Source organism: Nocardiopsis alba DSM 43377, from assembly GCF_000341225.1.
GTDB lineage: Bacteria > Actinomycetota > Actinomycetes > Streptosporangiales > Streptosporangiaceae > Nocardiopsis > Nocardiopsis alba.
In genome coordinates, this window is sequence record NZ_ANAC01000013.1 from 187,111 (window position 1) to 209,341 (window position 22,231).

Genomic DNA, 22,231 nt, shown 5'->3' on the forward strand with positions numbered 1-22,231 from the left:
AACACCCGAAGGGGGCGGTCACCGGAAGGATCCTTCCGGTGACCGCCCCCTTCGGGTACGGCGTCCTCCGCGCTCAGGCGTCCTCGTCGGAGCCCTTCTTCCTCGCGGCCCGCTCGGCCTTCTTCGCCGCCTTGCGCTCGGCCCGCTCCGCCTTCTTGGCGGCCCGCTTCGTGCGACGGCGGTCCTTGTCGTCGGCGTTCTGCTCGCGCCGGGCCTCCTTGGCCTCGGCCTCCAGCTCCGCCTTGACCGACTGGGCGTAGCGGTCCACGTACTCCTGGCCGGACAGCTCCATCAGCGCGTACATGATCTCGTCGGTGACGGCGCGCAGGACCCGCTGGTCCTTCTCCATGCCGTAGTACCGGGAGAAGTCGAGTGGTTCTCCGAAGACCACCTTGGGTCGCACGCCCAGCTTGGGGACGGTGCGGCCGGGGGGCATGATCTTCTCCAGGTTGATCATGGCCATCGGGACCACCGGGGCCTTGGCCTCCAGGGCCAGACGGGCCACGCCCGTGCGCCCCCGGTACAGCCGGCCGTCGGGGGAGCGGGTCCCCTCGGGGTAGATGCCCAGCAGGTCACCGCGCTTGAGCACGCGAAGACCGGTGCGCAGGGCCGCCTCACTGGCCTTGCCGCCGGAACGGTCGATCGGGATCTGTCCGACGCCGGTGAAGAAGGCCCGGCTGACGAACCCCTTCACACCGGTGCCGGTGAAGTACTCGGCCTTGGCGAGGAAGGTGATCTTGCGGGGCAGGGGCAGTGGCCCGAAGAAGTGGTCGGAGAACGACAGGTGGTTGCTGACCATGATGGCCGGACCGCGCCTGGGCACGTTCTCCACGCCCTCGGCGCGAGGCTGCCACAACACGGCCAGGACCGGCCCCAGGATCGCCTTGACCACCCAATAGAACATCTCTTCAGATCACCCCTGCACACGCGGGGAGCTTGGGGCAAGGGCCTGCCACGTCTCACTGTCCCGCTCTGCCGACAACGTCAGGAAACCCCCGCGGAACCGCGGGGGGAGGTTGACGAAGCCATCCTTCCACCACGTGCGTATTACCGCCAAAGCGTCCGGAACCGTCCTCGGTGTCCATCACGTGGGGAGGGAGCCGTACCGCGGGGCACAGTCGAGGATACTCACCGGTTCGCTCCCTTCGGAGGGTGACCCGCGTCGAAGGGAGGGGGATCACCGGAAGGGGCCGTGTTCCTCACCATCCCGGGTCCCGCGTGACGCGACCGTCTCCTCGATGGCGAACGCTCTTCCGAGCGGCTAGCCTCACGGCTGGGGCCCCGAGCCCCACCGTCGTCGTACGATCCCGGGAGCAGATCAGTGAGACCGACCAGTGCCATCCCCCTGATCCCGGGGGCCGAGCCCTTCAGCCACTCCGGTTCCTCGACCGGTGTGCTGCTCTGTCACGGTTTCACCGGATCTCCCCACTCCATGCGTCCTTGGGCGGAGTACCTGGCCGAGGCCGGACTCACCGTCGAGCTCCCCCGGTTGCCCGGTCACGGCACCACCTGGCAGGACATGGCGGCCACGGGCACCGACGACTGGTACGCGGCCGTCGAGGGGACGCTGCTGGACCTCGCCGAACGCTGCGACGAGGTGTTCGTCATGGGGTTGTCGATGGGAGGGGCCCTCACCCTCCGACTGCTCCAGGATCACCCCGACCTCGTCTCCGGTGTCGTTCTGGTCAACCCCTCCCTGGCGATGGAGGACCGCAGGCTCGCGTTCATCGAACCGTTCCGTTCCGTGGCGGCCCGTCTGCTGCCCTCCACCCCCGGTATCTCCAGCGACGTGTCGTTGGAGAGGGTCTCCGAGGGCGGGTACGACCGGATCCCCACCGCCTCGGCCGCGACACTCCCGAAGCTGTGGCGCACGGTTCAGGAGGGCATGTCCGGTTTGCGGGGGCCGATTCTGGCGTATAGAAGCACTCAGGACCACGTCGTCGGACCGAACAGTCTGCGTATCCTCGCCAGGAGAGCGGTCGACGCCCGGCTGACGATCCACCTGCTTCACGACAGCTACCACGTGGCGACACTCGACCACGACGCCGCCACGATCTTCGAAGGCAGCCTCGCCTTCGTGCGAGAGCACAGTAGAAGCGAGGAAGGAGCCGACCGATGACACAACGTCGGGGCAACGGCCTGCTCGCCGATGCCTACGTCCCCCTGATCCTGCTCGCGCCCTCACACGCCGACCTCATGCTGGAGGCGCTCAGGCGCAGCGGGATCGCCGCCTACGCGGTCCCACTGGAGGAGGACGTCCTGGAACCCACCGGTGGTCGGGGCGATGACCCGCCCACCGATCACCTCTACGTCGACGCCGAGGAGCGCACCGCCGCCGAGCGGGTCCTGGGCTCAGAACTTCCCGATCTGGGGCCGGACGAGAACGGGCCCGACCTGCTGGCCCCGCGCGGGGAGACCCGCGTCGAGGGCGACGAGGAACGCGGTCGAGAGGGACCCTCCGCCCGGGAGACGGGAGAGGCCGGGGTCGGAGGCGACCTCCTGGACGGAGGACCCACGGACCTCGGTACCGGTCCGGGGAACGACGACGCCCCGGGCGGCTCCGGGGACGACGAGGTCTGGAACGACCTGGTCGCCCGTTTCTACGACGAACCCGAAGGTCAGGGGGAGCAGCGCGAACGGGTGGCCTGGCCCGACGCCGAGAACCTCGGCGCCCCCGACGAGTCCCGGGTCCGGCCGAGCGACATCCTCGCCGGCCTTCCGCGCGACATCGATGACGATGACGACGACGAGACCCGTGAGGCCGAGCGTCGCCGGGCCGAGGCGGAGACGGAGGGGCACTACGAACCCCCGCCGCCCCCGCCCCTGCTCCAGGGCGACCGGGCCGGTATCGCCGCCTGGTTCGGGCTCCTGGGCGTTCCCGCGGTGCTGTTCGGCGCGGCCTTCTTCGGACTGTCCCTGCCCAACTGGATGATGCTCCTGGGCGTCCTGGTCTTCCTCGGCAGCTTCGTGATGCTCATCCTGCGCATGAACGACTCGCGCCCCTCCGGGGACAACGGTCCCGACGACGGGGCGGTGGTCTGACCCCTGGGTTTCGACGTCCCCCTCTGGCGCGCTCTGGCCCTCTACCGCGCCGTGGCCCTGGTCCACGCCTTCGTGCTGGTCGTCCATCACCACCGCTACCTGGAGACGCCGTGGGCGGCCTGGGTCGTGCTCGTGGTGATGTCCGTGTGGACGGTGGTGACCACCCGGGCCTACGCGGATCCGGCACGTCGGACCCGCCGCCTGCTCTGGGCCGATCTGGCGGTCTCCTTCGGCTGCCTGTTCGCCACCGCCCTGGCGGCCACGCCCTTCTACCTGACCCAGGCCCCGCCGCTGAGCGCCTACTGGTTCGCCGGAGCGGCCCTGTCCGTGAGCGTCGTCCTGGGGCGCAGGGGCGCGATCGCGGTGGCCCTCGCCTACGGCGCGGCCGACATCGCCCTGCGGACGATCATGGGCGCCGCCATCACCGCGGCGACCGCGCGCGGGGTGGTCCTGCTGCTCCTGACCGGACTGGTCGTGGGCTACATGGCCCACGTCGCCGAACAGGCGGAGGAGCGTTTCGCCCGGGCCGTCGCCCTCGAAGCGCGGATCCGCGAACGTGAGCGACTCGCCCGCTCCATCCACGACTCGGTGCTCCAGGTGCTCTCCCTGGTGCGCAGACGCGGTGACGAGATCGGCGGACCGGCGGCCGAACTGGGCCGCATGGCCGGTGAGCAGGAGGTCCGCCTCCGGGCCCTGATCACCGACGCCCCGGACCCCTCGGTGGCGGCGACGACGGCCCCGGAGGCGGTCCCGGGCTCCGTCGACCTGCGCGACCATCTGCGTGCCCTGGAGTCGGTCGAGGTCACCGTCTCGGCCCCCGCCACCCCGGTCGTCCTGGCCGAACACGTCGTGCGCGAGTTGACCGCGGCGGTGGTCGCGGCCCTGCACAACGTCGAACGCCACTGCCCGCCGGGGACCCGGGCGTGGGTGCTCGTCGAGGACGAACCCGACGCGGTCACCGTGAGCGTGCGCGACGACGGCCCGGGCATCCCTCCGGAACGACTGGAACGGGCCCGGGCCGAGGGACGCCTCGGGGTCTCCCAGTCCGTCCTGGGGCGCGTCCGCGACCTGGGCGGCAGCACCGAGATCCACACGGCCCCCGACGAGGGCACCGAGTTCGAGATGCGGGTGCCGCGCCAGGGGGCGTGAGCCCCTCTACAGGGGAGGGCCGTCCTCCGGGCCCTCCTGTTCGGAGAAGCGCTCCTCGCCCCAGGGGTCCGCGCGGTTGTGATAGCCGCGCTCCTCCCAGAACCCCCTCCGGTCGCCCACCATGTACTCCACCGAACGCAACCACTTCACGCTCTTCCAACCGTAGAGCTGCGGTACCACGAGCCGGAGCGGATACCCGTGCTCGGGGGAGAGCGGCTCCCCGTCCCGATGGGTGGCCAGGAGCACCCCGTCGGCGAGGAAGTCGTCGATGCGCAGGTTGGCGCTGTAGCCGTATTCGCCCCAGGCCATCACGTGGGTGGTCTCCGGCGACGGCGGGGCCCAACGGACCAGGTCGCTCGCACGCACCCCGGTCCAGCGCACGTCCGGGACGGTGAACCGCAGCACACAGTGGAAGTCCCGGACCTCCTCGACCGAGGGCAGCGCGGAGAACTCCTCCCAGCTCCAGCCGTAGGTGCCCAGGGACTCGGTGGTCCCGAACACCCGGAAGTCCCATCGCTCGGGGCGAAAGGAGGGCACCCGCCCGTAGTGCACCGGCCTGTGCTCCCGGCGCGCCCTCTGCCCGGGAGGCAACCCCGGACGTCGCGTCCGCGCGTCGGGGCCCGGGCCCTCGGCCTCCGTTCCTTCGGACAATCCGCCCCCCTGTGACCGTGTCGATCCGTCGGCGAACCGCGGACCTCGCGCCCCCGCTCCTTCGGGAGGGCGCCGTGTCCGTCATCCTGCCAGGCCGCGATGAGAGGTGGCTCACTCCCCCCGGTCGTGCGAGCGGACGGTGACGATGCGCTATAGTCACAGCCATGCAGCGGAACTTTTGGCGCTTTTATGGCTACCGGCCCTTCTCCCCGGTCGCCTGTAAAGCGCTGCGCTGACACAGACGATCCTCAGGAGCCCCGGGCCGGTACAGGCCCGGGGCTCTTTCGTGTTCCGGGACCTTCCGGCCGGGCACGACCGCCACGCGGCTCCGCCCTTCAACCGACGAAACAGGGACAACCCACATGGTCATCGTTATGGCGCCGGACGCCACCTCCGACAACATCGACGCGCTCGTCGAGATGGTCACCTCTTCCGGGGGTGAGGCCTACGTGACCCGTGGCGTGAGCCGTACCATCATCGGTCTGGTCGGCGACGTCGAGAGGTTCCAGGACCTCGGCCTGGCCGCCAGGCCCGGTGTGGCCGACGTGCTGCGGATCTCCGCCCCCTACAAGCTGGTCAGCCGCGAGAACCACGACAGCCGCACGGTCGTGAGCGTGCGCGGCGTTCCGATCGGCGGCGACAACATGACCGTGATCGCCGGCCCCTGCGCGGTCGAGACCCCCGAGCAGACCCTCGAGGCCGCCCGCATGGCCCGGGACGCCGGTGCCTCCCTGCTCCGAGGCGGCGCCTACAAGCCCCGGACCTCGCCCTACGCCTTCCAGGGCCTGGGCGAGCAGGGCCTGAGGATCCTCGCCGACGTGCGTGAGGAGACCGGCCTGCCCATCGTGACCGAGGTGGTGGACGCCGCCGACGTCGAGCTGGTCGCCTCCTACGCCGACATGCTCCAGATCGGTACCCGCAACATGCAGAACTTCGCCCTGCTCCAGGCGGTGGGCGACGCGGGCAAGCCGGTCCTGCTCAAGCGCGGCATGAGCGCCACCATCGAGGAGTGGTTGATGGCCGCCGAGTACATCGCCCAGCGCGGCAACCTCGACATCGTCCTGTGCGAGCGCGGGATCCGCACCTTCGAGAAGGCCACCCGCAACACCCTGGACATCAGCGCCGTTCCGGTGGCGCAGAACCTCACCCACCTGCCGGTGATCGTCGACCCGTCCCACTCCGGCGGCAAGCGGGACCTGGTCCTGCCCCTCTCCCGCGCGGCCATCGCCATCGGCGCCGACGGCGTCATCGTGGACGTCCACCCCAGCCCTGAGACGGCGCTGTGCGACGGCCCGCAGGCCCTGCTCGAGGAGGACCTGGCCGAGCTGCGCGATCTGGCCTCGACCCTGGCCACCCTGAGCGGCCGTACCCTCACCCCGGCCCCCACGGCCGAGCCGGTCGCCCTGTAGGACCGTCGAACGCACCGGTGCCCCGGAACCCTCCACGTGGGAGGGGCCGGGGCACCGGTGTACGAGGGGAGGGCGGCTCAGGCGGTGACGGTCGTGGCGGCGGCCGTCGGGGTCACCTTCGCGGGGGCCTCCTCGCCCAGGAAGCTGGGCTTGTGCACCTGGGCCGTGGTCACCAGGTGCTCGGCCAGCTCCTCGGCGTCCAGACGCTTCTCGATCTGGCGCAGGTCGCCGATCTTGGCCGCGGTCTCCACCTGACGCGGGGTCAGCATGGTGCAGCAGTCCTCGTCGGGCAGCTCGGAGATGGCCAGGGTCCCGATGGAGCGGGCCTGGTCCATGATCTCGGTCTTGTCCATGCCGATGAGGGGCCGCAGGATCGGCAGGTCCACGGCGTCGTCCAGGGCGGTGATGTTGGTCATCGTCTGGCTGGAGACCTGGCCCAGGGCGTCCCCGGTGATCAGGCACTCGGCGCCGAGGTCGTCGGCGAGGGCCTCGGCGGTCTTGAGCATCAACCGGCGCTGGGCGACGATCTGCAATCGCTCGATGCCCGAGCTCTTCAGCTGCTGCTGTGCCTTGCCGAACGGCACCACGAACAGACGCGAGCCCACCTGGTAGCGGTCGAGCTGACGGACCAGGCTGTAGGCCTTGTAGATGGACTCGGGGCCGGTGAAGGGCATCCCGGAGAAGTGCAGGAAGTCGACCTTCAGGCCGCGCCGGATCATCCGGTGCGCGGCGACGGGGGAGTCGATACCGCCCGACATCAGCACCAGGCCGCGGCCGCTCATACCGGCGGGCAGACCGCCCTGGCCGGGGATGCCGTCGGTGAAGACGAACACCTCGTCCTTGTCGACCTCGACGAAGAGGGTGTTGTCGGGCCGCTTGAGGTTCACCTTGTAGCCGTGGGCCTCGATGATCTTGGATCCGAGGAGGCCGGCCAGCTCGGAGGAGGTCATCTCGAAGCGCTTGTCGCGGCGGCGGGCGCGCACCGCGAAGGTGCCCTCACGGTCGGCCATGGAGCGCACGGACACGTCCACGACGGCGTCCATGTCCTTGGGCACCCGGCGGACCAGGTGCACCCACACCACGCCCATGACGTTGGCCATGCGGTCCGCGATCTCGGCGATCTCCAGGTCCGAGGCCCCGGGCTTGCGCACGATGATCACACCGGCGCCGCGCTGGGAGAGCCGGATGTCGCCCAGGTCGCGGACCGAGGCACGGATGTTGTTGTGCAGACGCCGTTCGAAGAGCTTGCGGTTGGAGCCCTTGAGGACGATCTCGCCGAGCTTCATCAGCACGCAGAGCTCTCCGAGCCCGGCGTCGGCACCGACCTCGGTTACGGGGAGCGGCGCGGACTCCAGCGACGCGGACATGGTGCTACCTCCGGAAAAGATGGTGCCTTGGTACCCGATGAGAGGGAGAGGGGCGCGATGGAGAGACCGGGAGTGTCCACCGCTTCCCTCCAGTATCGAACAATCTCCGGAGCGCTCGGTACATTCCCGTTCGGCGCCGATCGAGAGGACCGACACCCCTCGGACGTCGAACGGCCCCTCCCGACGGGGTCGGGAGGGGCCGTCGCGTGGCGCGGATCAGCCGAAGAAGACCTCGGCCTCCTGGTAACGCTCGGCGGGGACCGTCTTGAGGGTGTCGGTGGCCTCGGCCAGGTCGACGCGGACGATGTCGGTGCCCTGAAGGCCGACCATCCGACCGAAGGCCTTGTCGTGCACGGCCTCGATGGCGTGCACGCCCAGGCGGGTGGCGAGCACCCGGTCGAAGGCGGAGGGGGTGCCGCCGCGCTGGACGTGGCCGAGCACGACCGAGCGGGACTCCTTGCCGGTGCGCCGCTCGATCTCGTCGGCCAGGTTCTGGCCGATGCCGCCCAGACGGACGTGGCCGAAGGAGTCCTTCTCGCCGGTCTGGAGCTCCATCTGGCCCTCCTTGGGGTGGGCTCCCTCGGCGACCACGATGATGGGGGCGTACTGCGTCCGGAAACGGCTCTCGACGTGCGCGACGACCTCGTCGATGTCGAAGGGGCGCTCGGGGATGAGGATGACGTTGGCGCCCGCGGCCATACCCGAGTGCAGGGCGATCCAGCCGGCGTGCCGGCCCATGACCTCGACGACCAGGGCGCGGTGGTGGGACTCCGCCGTGGTGTGCAGGCGGTCGATCGCCTCCACCGCGATGTTGACGGCCGTGTCGAACCCGAACGTGTAGTCCGTGGCGTTGAGGTCGTTGTCGATGGTCTTGGGGACGCCCACCACGTTGACGCCGCGGTCGTGCAGCTGCCGGGCCACACCGAGGGTGTCCTCGCCGCCGATGGCGACCAGGGCGTCCACGCCCAGGCCGGCCATGTTGTCCTTGACCCGCTCGACACCGCCCTCGATCTTCATCAGGTTGGTGCGGGAGGAGCCCAGGATGGTCCCTCCGCGGGGGAGGATGCCGCGTACGGCCGACACGTCCAGCGGCATGGTGTCGCCCTCCAGGGGCCCACGCCAGCCGTCCCGGAAGCCGATGAACTCGTAGCCGTAGTCCTTGATGCCCTTACGGACCACGGCGCGGATGACCGCGTTCAGACCGGGGCAGTCTCCGCCACCGGTCAGCACACCGACTCGCATGCGACATTCTCCTCGACGTTGTGTGTCTTGACGGCGTCGGACGCCAGATGGTCTAGACCATAGTGGGGCAGACGAGACCGAGCCAACCCCCGGGCCGGAAAGGACCTCCGAAATCCCGCCCCCTCCCCGGGGCGGGGGAGACCGAAAGTACCGGTGATATCCGTTCCGTCCCCGAGATCATTCGTCCAACCCCTGGTCGATGGCGTAGCGCACCAGCTCCACCCGGTTGTGCAGGTGGAGTTTGGTCAGGGTGTTCTGCACGTGATTCTGTACGGTCCGGTGGGAGATGGTCAGTCTTCGGGCGATCTGCTTATAGGCCAGCCCCTTGGCCACCAGACGCAGGACCTCGGTCTCCCGGGGAGTGAGTCGGGGGCTCTTCTCGTCTCCGGCGCGGGCGCTCTCGTCCTCGGCCGAGAGCCGGCGGTACTCGCCGAGGACCAGACCGGCCAGTCCGGGGGTGTAGACCGCCTCTCCGGCGTGGACCCGCCGCACCGCGTCCAAGAGCTCCTCCCGGCCGGCCGACTTCACGAGATAGCCGGTGGCGCCGGCCTTGACCGCGGCCAGCACGTCCTCGCTCTCCCCGCTGGCCGAGAGCACCAGGACCCTCGGAGGCTCGGGCAGGGCCAGAAGCGCCGAGGTGAGCCGCACCCCGTCGGTGTCGGGCAGGTGCAGGTCCACCACGGCCAGGGTGGGACGGGCCGCCGGGGCGATCCGTAGGGCCTTGGCGCCGTCGCCCGCGGTGCCCACCACGGTCATGCCCGCCTCGTCCAGGTCCCGGGCCACCGCGTCACGCCACATGGGGTGGTCGTCCACCACCAGTACTCGGATGTCGTCACCGCTCATGTCGCCGAGCGTAGTGCCCGAGAAGCCCGGAACGGCAGGACGGGGCGTGGCCGGTTCACGCCGTTCCTCCCGGAGACGGAGAGACGAGAGGGGCGGGGAGCCCGCGCCCCCCGCCCCTCATCGAAGACCGACCGGATCAGTCGTCGTCGTCATCGTCGTCACCGGGAAGGTTGATCCCCCGCGGGGTCGCGGTGATCGTGATCTCGGTGCCCTTGGGCGCCTTGCCGTTGTGCGACTGGTGCGCCACGATCCGGCCGCCCAGGATGCGCTCCACCTCGACCTCGAAGCCCGCCTCCTCCAAGGTCTTGCGGGCGTCGTTGATCCGCTCGCCGACCACGTTGGGGATGTCCACTCCGGGGGGCCCGGTGGAGACGGTCAGGGTGACGGTGGAGCCGGCGCCCACGTTGATGCCGGTGTCGGGGCTCTGGGTGATCACCCGGCCCTCGTCGATGTTCTCGCTCTCCTCCTCGACGACCTCGACCGACAGACCCAGGTCCTCCAGCTGGGCCTCGGCGTCCTCCAGCTTCTCCCCGGCCAGGCTCGGCACGGGGATGCCCCGGCTGACGGTGAGCGTCACCGTCTCCTCACGGTCGGCGGTGGAGCCGGCCTCGGGCGAGGTGGAGATGACCTCGCCGGGGTCCTTGTCGGTGGCGTCGACCTCTTCCTGGGCGATCTTGTCGGACTCGAACCCGAGGTCCTCCAACTCCTTGACGGCGTCGGCGACGTCGGCGCCGACCAGCTCGGGCATGTCCACCTCCTGCGGCCCCTTGGAGAGGAACACCGTCACCTCGTCGCCCGGGGAGAGCCGGGTACCGATCTCGGGGTCGGTACCGCCCACCTCGCCGGCGGCGGCGTCGTCGCTGTAGACGGTCCGGTCGGAGAGGTTGTAGATCAGACCACTGGACCGGATCTCGGTCCCCGCGGCCTCGGGGGTGGACCCGATCACGTCGGGAACGGACTCGAAGCGGCCGAGCAGGAACCACCAGCCGACCACGCCGACGATCAGGGCCATGACCGCGGCACCGGCGATCAGCAGGGGCTTACGGCCGAAACGGGAACGCTCCCCGTCGTCGGGGTAGCGGTCGTCGTCGCCATAGCCGTCCATGGCGCCCATGTCGACGACCATGGTGGCGTTCTCGGTCCCCGGACCTGCGCCGCCGGCGATCAACTGGGGCGCGGTCATGGTGGCGGCGGAGGGACCGGTCGGGGCGACCGGCGCCATCCGGCCCTGGGCCGGGGCGGGGTTCTCCGGCAGGTCGCGCAGGACCTCCAGCACCTTGGCCAGGTACTGGCCCGCGTTGCTCGGACGGTACCTGGGATCGCGCTCGGTGGCCTTGGTGACCAGGGTGTCCACCTCGGGCGGGAGCCCGGGCAGGAAGTGGGAGGGACGGGGGACGTCCTCGGTGACGTGCTGGTAGGCGATGGCGATGGGGGTCTCGCCGGTGTGCGGCTGTCCACCGGTGAGCAGCTCGTAGAGCATGATGCCGGCCGCGTAGACGTCACTGCGGGCGTCGGCGGTGCCCTTCTCGATCTGCTCGGGGGCCAGGTAGGCGGCGGTGCCCATGAGGGTGCCGGTCCGGGTCAGTCCCTGGTTGGACTGCTCGACGGCGCGGGCCAGACCGAAGTCGGCGACCTTCACCCGACCGTCCTCGGTGATGAGGACGTTCTCGGGCTTGACGTCGCGGTGCACCATGCCCGCCTGATGGGCGGCGCCCAGCGCGGCCAGGACCGGGGCCATGAAGTTCAGGGCCTGCCGGGGGGCCAGCCTGCCCTGCTCCTTGAGGAGGTCGCGCAGGGTCCGGCCCGGGACGTACTCCATGGCCAGGAACACGTGTCCCTGATCCTCGCCCTGATCGAAGACCTGCACCACGTTGGGGTGGGAGAGCTTGGCGACCGAGTGCGCCTCGTTGATGAAGCGCTGGACGAAGGAGGGGTCCTGGGCCAGAGAGGGATGCATGACCTTCAAGGCCAGTCTGCGGTCCAGTCTCAGGTCGTGGGCGACGTACACCGTCGCCATGCCGCCACCGGCGATCCTTGACTCGACGAAGTAGCGACGGTCCAGTGTCGCGCCTACAAGCGGGTCGGAATTCGTCATGTCCACGGCGGAGTTGTGTCCTTGCTGCGGGGAGCGCGGGAGATCGCGGCCGGTGGCGCGTACCCGACACCAGGTATCGAACCGACACGATAGCGGAATCCGGCGTCGGTTCTGCCCCGCGGTTCACGGTCGCGGCGTCCCCGGTCCGTGTCGCACAAGGTCGTTCCGTGTGCGGTCGAGGGAGTTCGCGCCTGGGCGGTTCTGATGGGAGCGGCGCCCTCCAAAGGGCCGCCGTACCCCACCACGGTAGGGGACGAGCGCAAACCGTCCGTCGGGCCGACGATCCACGCCGGCCCGACGCACGGGTGTCAGACCACGTCGGGGCTGGAGGCCAGCGCGTGACGGCGGACCGGGATACGGCCGGCCAGACGCGCGCCCCGCCCGGCCCGGACGGCGTCGCGCATCGCGGTCGCCATACGGACGGGGTCCTGCGCGCGGGTCACGGCAGTGGCCAACAACACCGCGTCGCATCCCAGTTCCATCGCCAGGGCCGCGTCGCTGGCGGTACCGATGCCCGCGTCGACGATCACCGGGACCCGGGCCTGCTCGACGATCAGTTCGAGGTTGTGCGGGTTGCGGATGCCCAGGCCCGAACCGATCGGCGCGGCCAACGGCATGACGGCGGCGCACCCCACCTGCTCCAGTCGACGGGCCAGGATCGGGTCGTCGTTGGTGTAGGGCAGGACGGTGAACCCCTCGTCCACGAGGGTCTCGGCGGCGTCCAGCAGCTCCACCGGGTCGGGCAGCAGGGTGTGCTCGTCGGCCACCACCTCCAGCTTGACCCAGTCGGTCTCCAGGGCCTCACGGCCCAACCGGGCGGTGCGCACGGCCTCGACGGCGGTGAAGCAGCCGGCGGTGTTGGGCAGCGGCCGGATCGCGTTGCGCTCCAGGACGTCCCACACCGAACCGCGGGTACCGGGGGTGACCCTGCGCATGGCCACGGTGGTGAGCTCGGTCCCCGAGGCGAGCAGGGCCTCCTCCAGGACCTCCAGGGAGGGGGCGCCGCCGGTGCCGGTGATGAGCCGGGAACCGAAGGAGACCCCGTCGATGACGAGGGGATCGTCGATCGTGGTGGGGGCGTCGAGGGTGTCGGTCATGGTTCAGCCTCCCTGCACGGCGGTCAGGATGTCCACACGGTCTCCGGGGGACAGGGCGGTCTCGGCCCAGGCGGTACGGCGCACGACCTCGTCGTTGACGGCGACCGCGATCCCGCCGGGGATCCGCCCCTCCCCGGCCGAGGTCAGGTCGCGCACGACCGTCTCGACCGTGGCGGCCTCGCTCTGGCGGCTCTCGCCGTTGATGATCAGTTCCACTGTTCCTCCCACGTCGTCGGCTTCTCCCGCGTGTCACCGCCGGGCACGGCTCGGTCGGCGGCGAACCGGCGCGCGTACTCGGGCAGCGTGCCGGTGGTGAGCGCCTCGGCCATGACCTCTCCGGTCACGGGGGCCAGGAGCACCCCGTGGCGGAAGTGGCCGGAGGCCAGGTGCAGTCCCGGGACCCTCGTGGGGCCCAGGAGGGGTTCGTTGTCGGGGGATCCGGGGCGCAGGCCCACGCAGGTCTCGGTGATCTCCAGTTCGCCCACCCCGGGGACCAGCTCTCGGGCGTCCCGCAGTACCTGCCAGAGTCCCCCCGCGGTCAGGGCGGTGTCGTGGCCCAGTTCCTCCTGGGTGGCGCCCACGATCACCTCGCCGTCGGCGCGTGGCACCAGGTAGACGGGGAATCCGCGGACCAGGCCGCGCACGGTGCGCTCCACGATGGGCGGTTCTCCGGCGCGCACGCGGGCGCGCAGCAACTGTCCCTTGACCGGGCGCAGCGGCGGCACCACCGGCGCGGGCAGCGTGATCCGGTCGCCCCAGCAGCCCGCGGCCAGGACGACCTGGTGCGCCGGAAGGACGGGACCGTCGATCGGACGTACCCCGAGGCGGGCCCCGTCGGGGCCCGGGGAGGAGACCTCCGCCACGGTCCCGGAGACCTCGCGCACCCCCGCGCGCCTCCCGGCCTCGGCCAGGGCCCGGAGGAGGAGCCGGGGGTCGAGGGAGTGGTCCTCGGGGGCCAGGACACCGCCGCGCACGGAAGGCGCCAGCATGGGCTCCAACCTGCGGCACTCACGGCCGCCCAGCCGTTCGGTGGCGATCCCCAGCCGTTCCTGGAGGGCGTGCAGATCGTGCAGGACGGCCAGGTCGTCCCGATCGAAGGCGACCAGCAGGGTGCCGGTGCGGCGATGACCCACCGATCGGCCGCTCGCGGCCTCCACCTCGGCGACGAAGTCGTCGTACATCCGCGCGGAGCGCAGGCCCAGGGCCATCAGCTCCTCCTCGCCGAACACCGCCTCGGTGGCGGGGGTCAGCATGCCCGCGGCGACGGTCGAGGCGGCACGCGCGTGGGACGGTTCGTCCACCGGATCGGGCTCGACCAGCGTGACGTCCAGGCCCTGTTGGGCGGCCCGCCACGCGGTGACGCGGCCGATGACGCCACCGCCCACCACGACCACGGTATTGGTAGGACGAATCCTCGTGTCGGGGGTTTCCTCGAAAGTACGCACGGTGCGCTCCTCCACTCCCTTCGCCGGCATGATCCGGATCAGGTTCGTGCGGTCGGAGACGGGCAGTCTCCCTCTCAGCCGGGTCCACCCGGCTCCCGCGGGACGTGTCTGTTCGGTACCCCATCCTAGGACAGGCCCTTCGAAGGGGGCGCGTCGGGACCTCTGCCAGGTCACCCGGCACGGCCGGGACGGTCCGCGTGGCCGGCCGTGTGTGGCAGATTGGGAGGGTGACACAAAGCGACCGTGAAATCGACGAACTGGTCGGCGACTGGCTGACCCTGCGAGAGGCCGCCCGGCCGCTGGGCGTGAGCCCGAACCGGATCAAGACGCTCATCCGCGAGAAGCGGCTGATGGGTCTGGTCCGGGGCGGAGAACTCTCCATCCCCGCCGCCTTCCTGGACGGGGAGGACCTGGTCAAGGGGCTGCCCGGCACCATCGTGCTGCTCACCGACGCCGGGTTCTCCACGGAGGAGGCCCTGCGCTGGCTGTTCACCCCGGACGACACCCTGCCCGGAACCCCGATCCAGGCCATGCGCGAGAACCGGGGCACCGAGGTGCGGCGCCGCGCCCAGAGCCTGGCCTTCTGAGGCGGGTCCGGGGCCCGGGGCGCTCCGCACGGGGGTGCCCTCGGGTCCCCGATCTCCGGGCCCTAAGGTGGACGGTGTGAGGACCAGCCACGGAACCAGCCTGCGCGAGCGCCTGGACGCATCGCTTCTGTACCTGTGCACCGACGCCCGGACCGGGCGCGGCGATCTCGCGGAGTTCACCGACGCCGCCCTGGCCGGAGGTGTGGACATCGTCCAACTCCGGGACAAGGGTCTGGAGGCCCGTGAGGAGCTCGCGGCCCTGGAGATCATGCGCGAGGCCTGCGAGCGGCACGGGGCCCTGCTCGCGGTCAACGACCGGGCCGACATCGCCCGCTCGGTGCGCGCCGACGTCCTGCACCTGGGGCAGCGGGACCTTCCCGTCCCCATGGCCAGGGACATCATCGGCGCCGACCCGATCATCGGCCGTTCCAACAACGACGCCGACGCCGCCGCGGCCTCCGCGGCCGAGGCGGGCAGCGACTACTTCTGTGTCGGGCCGACCTGGGCCACCCCGACCAAGCCGGGTCGTCCCGCGGCCGGGCTCTCCCTGGTCGAGCGGGCCGCCGAGCTGGCCGGCGACCGCCCCTGGTTCGCCATCGGCGGCATCGACCTCGACAACGTCGACCGCGTACTGGACGCCGGTGCCCGTCGGGTGGTCGTGGTGCGCGCGATCACCGAGGCGGAGGACCCCCGAGCGGCCGCCGCCGCGTTGCGGGCCCGGTTGACCGCGCGCTCCGACCGTTCCTGACCGTTCGGGTCAGGGGACGAGGAGCACCTTCCCGACGACCCGACGCTCCTGGAGCGCCCGGTGCGCCTCGGCGGCCCGCTCCAAGGGCAGGGTCATCCCCACGTGCGGTCGGATCCGGCCCTCCCTGGCCTCCTCCAAGGCGAGTCTGGCCAGGTCGTTCCGGCCCAGGTTCTCCTCCCGTTGGATGTCGAACAGGCCCACGGTCTCGATCCGACGTCGGGACGCCTCGGCCTCGTCGATCTCGACGATCTCCCCGTCGGTGGTGCCGTAGCTGACGAAACGTCCCCCGTCGGCCACGAGGGAGAAGGCCGACGCCCCCAGCGCCCCTCCGGCCCCGTCGACGACCACGTCCACCCCGGCCCCGCCGGTGATCTCGCGGACCCGGTCGTGCCAGTCGGGGGCCGAGTAGTCCACGGTCTCGACCGCTCCCAGGGCTCGGGCCAGTTCCCGCTTCTCCGGGCTGGACGCGGCGCCGATCACCCGGGCCCCCGCCAGCCGGGCGAGCTGCACGACCAGGCTCGCGGCGCCGCCCGCGGCGGCCAGTACCAGCACCCGGGTGTCGGGGAGGAAACGGGCGGAGCGCTCCAGGAGCATCGCCGTGGCTCCGTCGACCAGCAGGGCCAGGGCATCGTGGGGGGAGAGCCCGTCGGGCACCCGTACCAGGCCGTCCTCACGGACCACGACCCGCTCCGCGTATCCGCCCTCCTCCGTCTCGGAGAGCACGAGGGCTCCGACGAGGGAGGGATCGGCCTCCGGGCCGACCTCCTCGACCCGGCCCACCACGCTCGAACCCGGCACGTACGGAGGCTCGATCGGGAAGAACTCCCGGGCGAGGCCCCTCCGGATCAGGGTGTCGAGGTAGATGACGTTGGCCGCCTCCACCCGTACGGCCACCTCGCCGGGACCGGGCTCGGGCTCGGGGACCTCGTGAAGGGCGAGGACCTCCGGGCCGCCGAATCCGTCCACTCTCACCGCTCGCATCGCACACTCCGTGGTCCGTCGTTCGTCTTACAAGAACGACCCTCCTACCTAAACCAATGTTGAGGTCAAGGGGGAGGGGAGGATTCCCTCGGGGAACCTCGGAGACGACGGGGCCGCCGTGCGGGAGCACGACGGCCGGGGCGGAGCGATCAGACGTGGACGTGCGACAACGCGCTGGGATGGCGGCGCAGGAAGCCCTCGATCGACTGGGCCGGATGCCCGGTCAGATCCGGCACCGTGGGGGAGACCACGTCCAGCTCACCGGAGGCGATCGCCGCGTACGACGAGGCCCACCCCTCGACCGCCCACTCCGGGGCCCCGCTCGAGCGACGCGACTCCAAGGCCTCCTCCCAGGTCTCGGGCACGTACCGGATCGAACGTCCGGTGAGCCGGCCCAGTCGCTCCACGGTGGCCCCGACCGAGAGCGCCTCCGGGCCGGTCACGTCGTAGGTGGTCTCCTCGGAGGCGGCGATCACCACGGGGTCGGTGAGCACGGTGGCGGCCACGTCCGCCACGTCGTCCCGGGACACCCAGGCGACGCGACCCTCTCCGGCCGGGCCGCGCACCACACCGTGGTCGTCCACCCAGGAGGGCATCAGATCCAGGTAGAGGGAGGGTCTCAAGAACGTGTACGGCACCCCGGTCGAGCGGATGTGCGCCTCGGTGAAGAAGTGCGTCCGGGCGAAGGTGAAGGTGGCGGCCGGTCCGGCACCCAGGAACGACAGGTACACGATCCGGGACACCCCGGCCCGGACGGCGCCGTCCACCGCGCTGATGTGGGTGTCCATCCGATTCTCGGACTCGGTCGCCGAGACCAGGAACAGGGTGTCCACACCACGACAGGCCCGTTCGAAGGCGGCGGTGTCCTCGTAGACGGCCATCGACGCGCTACTGCCCGGATACTCCGGGGCCCGATTGATATCGCGCACGATGAGACGCTGCCTGGCCCCGAGCCTGGCGATCCTGGCGGCCACGCGTCCGCCCAGGGCACCGGTGGCCCCGGTCACCCCTATGGTGTGGTTTGTCATGTGATCGTCGCCCATGACAGCCATCCTGGAGGAAGGCGGCGTGCCGAGCACTGATCGGCACGCGCCTTTTTGCGCCTTCGGGTCAGGGGGTGGTCCGCTCTTGGTGCGGCCCCTCGTCCCCTTCCGGGGCGGATGCGGGCGAAGGGGTGTTCACCCGCCGGTAGGACAGACGTCGGAGCAGGACCTCGGCCGGTCCGCGACGGCCGGCGCGCTCCATGCCGTAGGCGATCACCACGGTGACCAGCCAGACCCCGACCGCGTACAGGAACATCGTCCACGACGTCATCCAGGCGGCCAGACCCAGCCCCCAGGCGGACAGGATCGGCGCGCACAGGACCGACTGACCGAGATAGGCGGACAGGGAACGCCTACCGGTGGCGCTCAGAGCGGTGACCACCACGCCGGGTTCGCGGTCCCGGTTCTGGATCCGGTGCGCGATCAGGGCGATCAGCGCCACATAGCCGACACCGCAGAGGATGCCGGTGGTCATGTGCGGAAGGGTCAGGATCTGGGCCTGCGTGGCGTTCAGGTCCAGCGCACCGACCTGGTACAGGGCGAGGGGCAGACCGCCCAGCCAGCCCACGGAGATACCGATGACGGCGGTCCGCCGCAGCAGGGGCAGGTGTGCACCGGGCTCCTCCAGAACGCGCATGCGCGCGGCCCGATAGCCGAAGAGGATCGCCGCGGGGATCGCGAGGCCGAACACACCCTGAAGGAGGGCGACTCCGGGCCAGACCGTGATCCGGTCCAGGGCGGCGGTGAGGAACGAGGGGTCGGCGATGCTGCCGGCGAGCGCCTCCATGCCGGCGGCGTCCTCGTCCGGCAGCGAACCGAGGAAGGGCATGGACAGGAGGCCGAGTACGGAGAGCGAGGCCAACAGACCGGTCAGGACCCAGCCCCACACCAGCAGGGTGGTCTCCCGGCGGCGGAGGAAGAGCCATCCCAGCAGCAGGCCGGCCACACCGTACGCGCCGAGCACGTCGCCCATCCAGAGCAGGAGGGCGTGGACCGCGCCGAAGGCGATCAGCCACAGGTTGCGGCGACGCAGCAGGGCCGCGACCGCCTTGGCGTCGCTTCCGGCCGCCTCTTGGCGACGGGCGAGCTGCACCATCCCGTAACCGAAGAGGAAGGCGAACATCGGGTAGCTGCGCATGTCCACGACGACGATCGTGAAGAACTGCGCGATCCGGTCCGGGAGGTCCTCCGAGGGGGGATGCATGGTGGCGCCGCCGCTCGGTAGCGCCCACAGGTACCAGACCGTGTTGGCCAGCGCGATGAACAACAGCATGAAGCCGCGGGCGAGGTCGGGGGCGAGGGCACGTTCGGTGGTTCCGGTCGGACCGCGCGAGGCCGGGGGCCTGGGCATGAGGGGCTCCGCTTTTCGAGATCTATCGTGAGATTCGATTCAACGCGAAACGGAGGGCGCCGCACAACGGGGACCGATGTGAGAAAACCCCTGAAACCCCCAGGGGCGTCCCCTAGGGGTCTCGGAGGTCGGGTTCCAGGTCGTGTCGTCAGTGGGAGCGGCGGGTGGCGGCCACCACCAGGTCGCGCAGCGGCCCGCGGGCGTCGTCGGCCAGCTCCGGGTGCTCCGTGGCGGCGAGCGCCTGTCCGGCGTAGTCCTCCACCAGGGCCTCGCAGGCGGCCAGGGCCCCGCTGGTCTCGATCAGGGAGCACATCCACTCGACCGAGGCCACCGACAGGTCGGGGGCGCCCAGCAGCTCACGGAACCGCTCGGCGTCGGCGCTTCCGGAGCGTTCGAGGGTCTCGGCCACGATCAGGGTCCGCTTGCCCTCGCGCAGGTCGTCACCGGCGGGCTTGCCCGTGGTGGTGGGGTCGCCGAACACGCCGAGCAGGTCGTCGCGGAGCTGGAAGGCGATCCCCAGAGGGATGCCGTAGTCGGTGTAGACCCCGGCCAGCTCCTCGTAGCGGCCGGCCAGCGCCGCCCCCAGGTGCAGCGGACGCTCCACCGTGTACTTGGCGGACTTGTAGCGCATCACCCGGAGGGCGGCCTCACGGGTGGCGGTGCCGCGCACCTGCTCCAGCGTGTCCAGGTACTGGCCCGCCATGACCTCGGTGCGCATCGCGTCGAAGGGGACGCGTCCCCGCTGGAGGGTGTCCGGGGCGAAACCGCTGGCCTGGTACATCTCGTCGGACCAGGCCAGGCACAGGTCGCCGATGAGGATCGCGGCGCCCTGGCCGAAGCCCTCGCTGTCACCGCTCCACCCCTGGTCGGCGTGCATCTTGGCCATGCGGCGGTGGGTCGCGGGCAGGCCGCGTCGGGTGTCGCTGTTGTCGATCACGTCGTCGTGGACGAGGGCGCAGGCCTGGAGGAACTCCAGGGAGGAGGCGGCCCGGATCATCCGCTCGTCACGGTCCGCGCCCCCGGCACCGCGCCAACCCCAGTAGGCGAAGGTCGGACGCAGGCGCTTGCCGCCGGAGACCATGGTCTCCAGGGCGTCCATGGCGGGGGCCAGTTCGTCACCGATCTCCAGCAGGCGGCCGCGGTGGTCGGCGCAGAAGACGGACAGTTCGCGGTCCACGTCGGATCGGATGACGGACACGGTCGAGAGGGCAGAGGAAGGGGCCATACCCAGCAGGTTAGCCGCTGTGGGGGAAGGGGGCTCTCCGGGTCCGTTCCGCCGCTCGGGTGTTACGGGTGGTGCTGTCGGGGCTGTGGGGACGAATGGTCGACCCTGTCACCACGCTCCGTGATCGGGGCGGTATCAGTGAGAAGAAAAGTGAGCGTCCGGAATATGGACAAGAAGGGGCGTGGTCGGCTGGGTCTTCAATGGAGAAAGGGTGGCGGAACCCTCTGTCCACCAGGGGAAGCGTTTCCTTCTCAACGCCCCCGGGGTGGTATGTCCGTTTTCTGGTCGAGTCCATATGGTGGGACGTGAGACTGTCGGCGCATAAGTCGTCTCGCTATTCGGGACGTCGAGTCCGTCTCCGGAAAGGTCTGGCCTAGGCTGGTGTACATGCTCGCTGCACCGACCCGCCCCGTGGCGCCCCGAGGGCCGGCCCCCAGGCCGCGCCATATCCGAGACCTGCTCGACTCGGGCGAGCCGCTGTTCTCCTTCGAGTTCTTCCCGCCGCGCAACGAGCGTTCCCAGGAGCGCCTGTGGCGGGCCATCCGCGAGATCGAGGCGCTCGGCCCCTCCTTCGTCTCGGTCACCTACGGTGCCGGTGGAGGCACCCGTGACCTGACGGTGGAGACCACCGAGCGCATCGCCACCGACACCACTCTGATGCCGGTGGCCCACATGACCCTGGTCGACCACTCCGTCGCCGAACTGCGCCACCTCATCGGCCGCCTGGCCGACGCGGGTGTCTCCAACATGCTGGCCGTACGCGGTGACCCTCCCGGTGACCCCGACGGCGAGTGGGTCAGTCACCCGAGGGGACTCACCTACGCCGAGGAGCTGGTCCGGCTGCTCAAGGAGAGCGGGGACTTCTGTGTGGGGGTGGCGGCCTTCCCCTACAAGCATCCGCGTTCGGCCGACGTCGAGATCGACACCGACCACTTCGTGCGCAAGTGCGAGGCCGGCGCCGACTACGCCATCACCCAGATGTTCTTCGACGCCGAGGACTACCTGCGTCTGCGCGACCGGGTGGCCGCGCGCGGCTGTGAGGTGCCGATCATCCCCGAGGTGTTCCCGGTGGTGAAGCTGTCCTCCATCCCACGGTCCGAGAAGCTCTCGGGCGCCCCGTTCCCGCGTGAGCTGGCCGCCCGCTTCGAGCGCTTCGGCGACGACGCCGAGGCGGTACGGGCCTTCGGGATCGAGCACGCGCAGAACATGTGCGAGCGACTCCTGGCCGAAGGCGCGCCGGGCATCCACTTCATCACCTTCAACCAGTCCACGGCCACCAGGGAGATCTACCGCGAGGTCGCCGGGCATCGGGACGGGTCAGCGGGAGCCGCGCGACCATGATCGCGAAGGGGCGGTCCGGGCTGCCCGGGAAGGAGAACGGGTCCATCACCTCGACGAAGCCGCACGAACGGTAGAGGTGACGCGCGGGGGTGGGGCCCGTACGGGTGGACAGCACCGCCGTACGTTCGGGTCGGTCGGCGCACAGCGCGTACAGGAGGCGCCGACCGATCCCCCGGTTCTGGGCCTCGGGGTGGACGTGGACCTCGGCGATCTCCCACGGGTCCCCCAGATGACGCCGCACCCGGGAGCCGAGCCCCCGTGAACGCATACCCTCGGTGACCACTTCGTGCCACCACTGGCCCTCGGCGCCGTGGAAGGCGTAGGCGAACCCGATGGCACGTTCCTCCCGCACCGCGACCAGACAGCGGAAGTCGGGGTAGTGGGCGTGCCCCCTCATCACGGCGGCGCGCCCCGGCAGCTGGCCGGGCGGCGGGTCCATGGCCGCCGTGTAGACCTCCAGGAGCGCCGGTACGGCGTGTGCGAACGCCGCGGGCGAGAGCTCGCGCAGCTCGATGTCGTCTATCACGGGCCAACACTAGGACGTGTCGTGCCGTGACGCCCGGCCCCTCGCGCACGCGTGGAGCGGTCGTCTTGACGGTTCGATCGAGGGAGTGT

21 protein-coding genes and 1 riboswitch are annotated in these 22,231 nt (G+C 70.7%); of the genes, 7 read left to right on the forward strand and 14 right to left on the reverse strand.

Annotation, left to right across the window (positions count from 1 at the left end; all coding sequences use genetic code 11):
* Window positions 1–73: 73 nt before the first annotated feature.
* The gene (locus D451_RS0115540) at window positions 74–904 is read right to left on the reverse strand and encodes a lysophospholipid acyltransferase family protein (protein WP_017535119.1); all 831 of its coding nucleotides are present in this window, start codon (window positions 902–904) and stop codon (window positions 74–76) included.
* Window positions 905–1,321: 417 nt separating this feature from the next.
* On the opposite strand from D451_RS0115540, the gene D451_RS0115545 reads away from it, so the two are divergent.
* The 3 genes from D451_RS0115545 to macS are packed head-to-tail and all read left to right on the forward strand — an operon-like array spanning window position 1,322 to window position 4,191.
* Window positions 1,322–2,119, forward strand: a complete 798-nt coding sequence (locus D451_RS0115545; protein ID WP_017535120.1) for an alpha/beta hydrolase — start codon at window positions 1,322–1,324, stop codon at window positions 2,117–2,119.
* Window positions 2,116–3,042 (forward strand): hypothetical protein, encoded by a 927-nt coding sequence (locus D451_RS0115550; RefSeq protein WP_017535121.1) that lies wholly within the window; start codon window positions 2,116–2,118, stop codon window positions 3,040–3,042. Before D451_RS0115545 ends, D451_RS0115550 begins: the two co-directional genes overlap by 4 nt.
* A 51-nt stretch (window positions 3,043–3,093) precedes the next feature.
* On the forward strand, window positions 3,094–4,191 hold the full coding sequence (gene macS, locus D451_RS0115555; RefSeq protein ID WP_017535122.1) for a MacS family sensor histidine kinase: 1,098 nt from the start codon (window positions 3,094–3,096) through the stop codon (window positions 4,189–4,191).
* 6 nt (window positions 4,192–4,197) lie between these two features.
* Here macS and D451_RS0115560 read toward each other — a convergent pair whose 3' ends face one another.
* Window positions 4,198–4,842, reverse strand: coding sequence for a molybdopterin-dependent oxidoreductase (locus D451_RS0115560; protein ID WP_026125102.1), 645 nt, complete (start codon window positions 4,840–4,842; stop codon window positions 4,198–4,200).
* Window positions 4,843–5,204: 362 nt separating this feature from the next.
* Here D451_RS0115560 and aroF point away from each other — a divergent pair, with 362 nt between their 5' ends.
* Entirely contained in the window at window positions 5,205–6,251 is a 1,047-nt protein-coding gene (gene aroF / locus D451_RS0115565) for a 3-deoxy-7-phosphoheptulonate synthase (RefSeq protein WP_014912155.1), read from the forward strand.
* A 77-nt stretch (window positions 6,252–6,328) separates the two neighbouring features.
* On the opposite strand, the gene thiI is transcribed toward aroF, so the two are convergent.
* From thiI to thiO, 7 genes are all read right to left on the reverse strand, one after another.
* Window positions 6,329–7,618 carry a tRNA uracil 4-sulfurtransferase ThiI gene (gene thiI / locus D451_RS0115570; RefSeq protein WP_014908828.1) on the reverse strand — a complete coding sequence of 430 codons (1,290 nt, stop codon included), beginning with the start codon at window positions 7,616–7,618 and terminating at the stop codon, window positions 6,329–6,331.
* Between the two features lie 216 nt (window positions 7,619–7,834).
* Window positions 7,835–8,860, reverse strand: a complete 1,026-nt coding sequence (locus D451_RS0115575) for a 6-phosphofructokinase (RefSeq protein ID WP_014910132.1) — start codon at window positions 8,858–8,860, stop codon at window positions 7,835–7,837.
* 177 nt (window positions 8,861–9,037) lie between these two features.
* Window positions 9,038–9,703 (reverse strand): response regulator, encoded by a 666-nt coding sequence (locus D451_RS0115580; protein ID WP_017535123.1) that lies wholly within the window; start codon window positions 9,701–9,703, stop codon window positions 9,038–9,040.
* Window positions 9,704–9,839: 136 nt separating this feature from the next.
* Entirely contained in the window at window positions 9,840–11,804 is a 1,965-nt protein-coding gene (gene pknB / locus D451_RS0115585; RefSeq protein WP_014911144.1) for a Stk1 family PASTA domain-containing Ser/Thr kinase, read from the reverse strand.
* Between the two features lie 302 nt (window positions 11,805–12,106).
* Window positions 12,107–12,895, reverse strand: a complete 789-nt coding sequence (locus D451_RS0115590; RefSeq protein ID WP_014912804.1) for a thiazole synthase — start codon at window positions 12,893–12,895, stop codon at window positions 12,107–12,109.
* A gap of 3 nt (window positions 12,896–12,898) precedes the next feature.
* A complete protein-coding gene (thiS, locus tag D451_RS0115595; RefSeq protein WP_026125103.1) occupies window positions 12,899–13,111 on the reverse strand; it encodes a sulfur carrier protein ThiS in 213 nt (70 codons plus the stop codon).
* Window positions 13,102–14,370, reverse strand: coding sequence for a glycine oxidase ThiO (gene thiO, locus D451_RS0115600; RefSeq protein ID WP_014911304.1), 1,269 nt, complete (start codon window positions 14,368–14,370; stop codon window positions 13,102–13,104). Before thiO ends, thiS begins: the two co-directional genes overlap by 10 nt.
* Window positions 14,339–14,449, reverse strand: a riboswitch (TPP riboswitch). It overlaps the preceding gene by 32 nt.
* 118 nt (window positions 14,450–14,567) lie before the next feature.
* Between thiO and D451_RS0115605 the strand changes: the two genes are divergently transcribed.
* The gene (locus tag D451_RS0115605) at window positions 14,568–14,927 is read left to right on the forward strand and encodes an Rv2175c family DNA-binding protein (RefSeq protein WP_014909486.1); all 360 of its coding nucleotides are present in this window, start codon (window positions 14,568–14,570) and stop codon (window positions 14,925–14,927) included.
* Window positions 14,928–15,003: 76 nt separating this feature from the next.
* Window positions 15,004–15,675, forward strand: coding sequence for a thiamine phosphate synthase (gene thiE, locus D451_RS0115610; protein WP_014909467.1), 672 nt, complete (start codon window positions 15,004–15,006; stop codon window positions 15,673–15,675).
* Window positions 15,676–15,684: 9 nt separating this feature from the next.
* Here the strand turns inward: thiE and D451_RS0115615 are convergent, their stop codons facing one another.
* The 4 genes from D451_RS0115615 to D451_RS0115630 all read right to left on the reverse strand — a co-directional run bounded on the left by D451_RS0115615 (window position 15,685) and on the right by D451_RS0115630 (window position 20,275).
* Window positions 15,685–16,656: a zinc-binding dehydrogenase gene (locus D451_RS0115615; protein WP_017535126.1), complete on the reverse strand. Its 972-nt coding sequence runs from the start codon at window positions 16,654–16,656 to the stop codon at window positions 15,685–15,687.
* Between the two features lie 149 nt (window positions 16,657–16,805).
* Window positions 16,806–17,699 (reverse strand): SDR family oxidoreductase, encoded by an 894-nt coding sequence (locus D451_RS0115620; protein ID WP_014909242.1) that lies wholly within the window; start codon window positions 17,697–17,699, stop codon window positions 16,806–16,808.
* A 67-nt stretch (window positions 17,700–17,766) separates the two neighbouring features.
* Complete coding sequence (locus D451_RS0115625) at window positions 17,767–19,050, reverse strand: DUF418 domain-containing protein (protein WP_017535127.1); 1,284 nt, start codon at window positions 19,048–19,050, stop codon at window positions 17,767–17,769.
* Window positions 19,051–19,198: 148 nt separating this feature from the next.
* A complete protein-coding gene (locus D451_RS0115630; protein ID WP_017535128.1) occupies window positions 19,199–20,275 on the reverse strand; it encodes a polyprenyl synthetase family protein in 1,077 nt (358 codons plus the stop codon).
* A gap of 411 nt (window positions 20,276–20,686) precedes the next feature.
* Between D451_RS0115630 and metF the strand changes: the two genes are divergently transcribed.
* Window positions 20,687–21,616, forward strand: coding sequence for a methylenetetrahydrofolate reductase [NAD(P)H] (metF, locus tag D451_RS0115635; RefSeq protein ID WP_014912167.1), 930 nt, complete (start codon window positions 20,687–20,689; stop codon window positions 21,614–21,616).
* Here metF and D451_RS27375 read toward each other — a convergent pair.
* Complete coding sequence (locus D451_RS27375) at window positions 21,534–22,142, reverse strand: GNAT family N-acetyltransferase (RefSeq protein WP_086003593.1); 609 nt, start codon at window positions 22,140–22,142, stop codon at window positions 21,534–21,536. The genes metF and D451_RS27375 overlap by 83 nt on opposite strands.
* Between the last annotated feature and the right edge of the window lie 89 nt (window positions 22,143–22,231).

Bases quoted from the DNA above. Each gene is read 5' to 3' on its own strand.
- thiI (WP_014908828.1), bottom strand. From the start codon at position 7,618: ATGTCCGCGTCGCTGGAGTCCGCGCCGCTCCCCGTAACCGAGGTCGGT.
- D451_RS0115615 (WP_017535126.1), bottom strand. From the start codon at position 16,656: ATGCGAGCGGTGAGAGTGGACGGATTCGGCGGCCCGGAGGTCCTCGCC.
- D451_RS0115540 (WP_017535119.1), bottom strand. From the start codon at position 904: ATGTTCTATTGGGTGGTCAAGGCGATCCTGGGGCCGGTCCTGGCCGTG.
- D451_RS0115580 (WP_017535123.1), bottom strand. From the start codon at position 9,703: ATGAGCGGTGACGACATCCGAGTACTGGTGGTGGACGACCACCCCATG.
- D451_RS0115620 (WP_014909242.1), bottom strand. From the start codon at position 17,699: ATGGGCGACGATCACATGACAAACCACACCATAGGGGTGACCGGGGCC.
- D451_RS0115630 (WP_017535128.1), bottom strand. From the start codon at position 20,275: ATGGCCCCTTCCTCTGCCCTCTCGACCGTGTCCGTCATCCGATCCGAC.
- aroF (WP_014912155.1), top strand. From the start codon at position 5,205: ATGGTCATCGTTATGGCGCCGGACGCCACCTCCGACAACATCGACGCG.
- D451_RS0115590 (WP_014912804.1), bottom strand. From the start codon at position 12,895: ATGACCGACACCCTCGACGCCCCCACCACGATCGACGATCCCCTCGTC.
- D451_RS0115575 (WP_014910132.1), bottom strand. From the start codon at position 8,860: ATGCGAGTCGGTGTGCTGACCGGTGGCGGAGACTGCCCCGGTCTGAAC.
- D451_RS0115550 (WP_017535121.1), top strand. From the start codon at position 2,116: ATGACACAACGTCGGGGCAACGGCCTGCTCGCCGATGCCTACGTCCCC.
- thiO (WP_014911304.1), bottom strand. From the start codon at position 14,370: ATGCCGGCGAAGGGAGTGGAGGAGCGCACCGTGCGTACTTTCGAGGAA.
- D451_RS0115625 (WP_017535127.1), bottom strand. From the start codon at position 19,050: ATGCCCAGGCCCCCGGCCTCGCGCGGTCCGACCGGAACCACCGAACGT.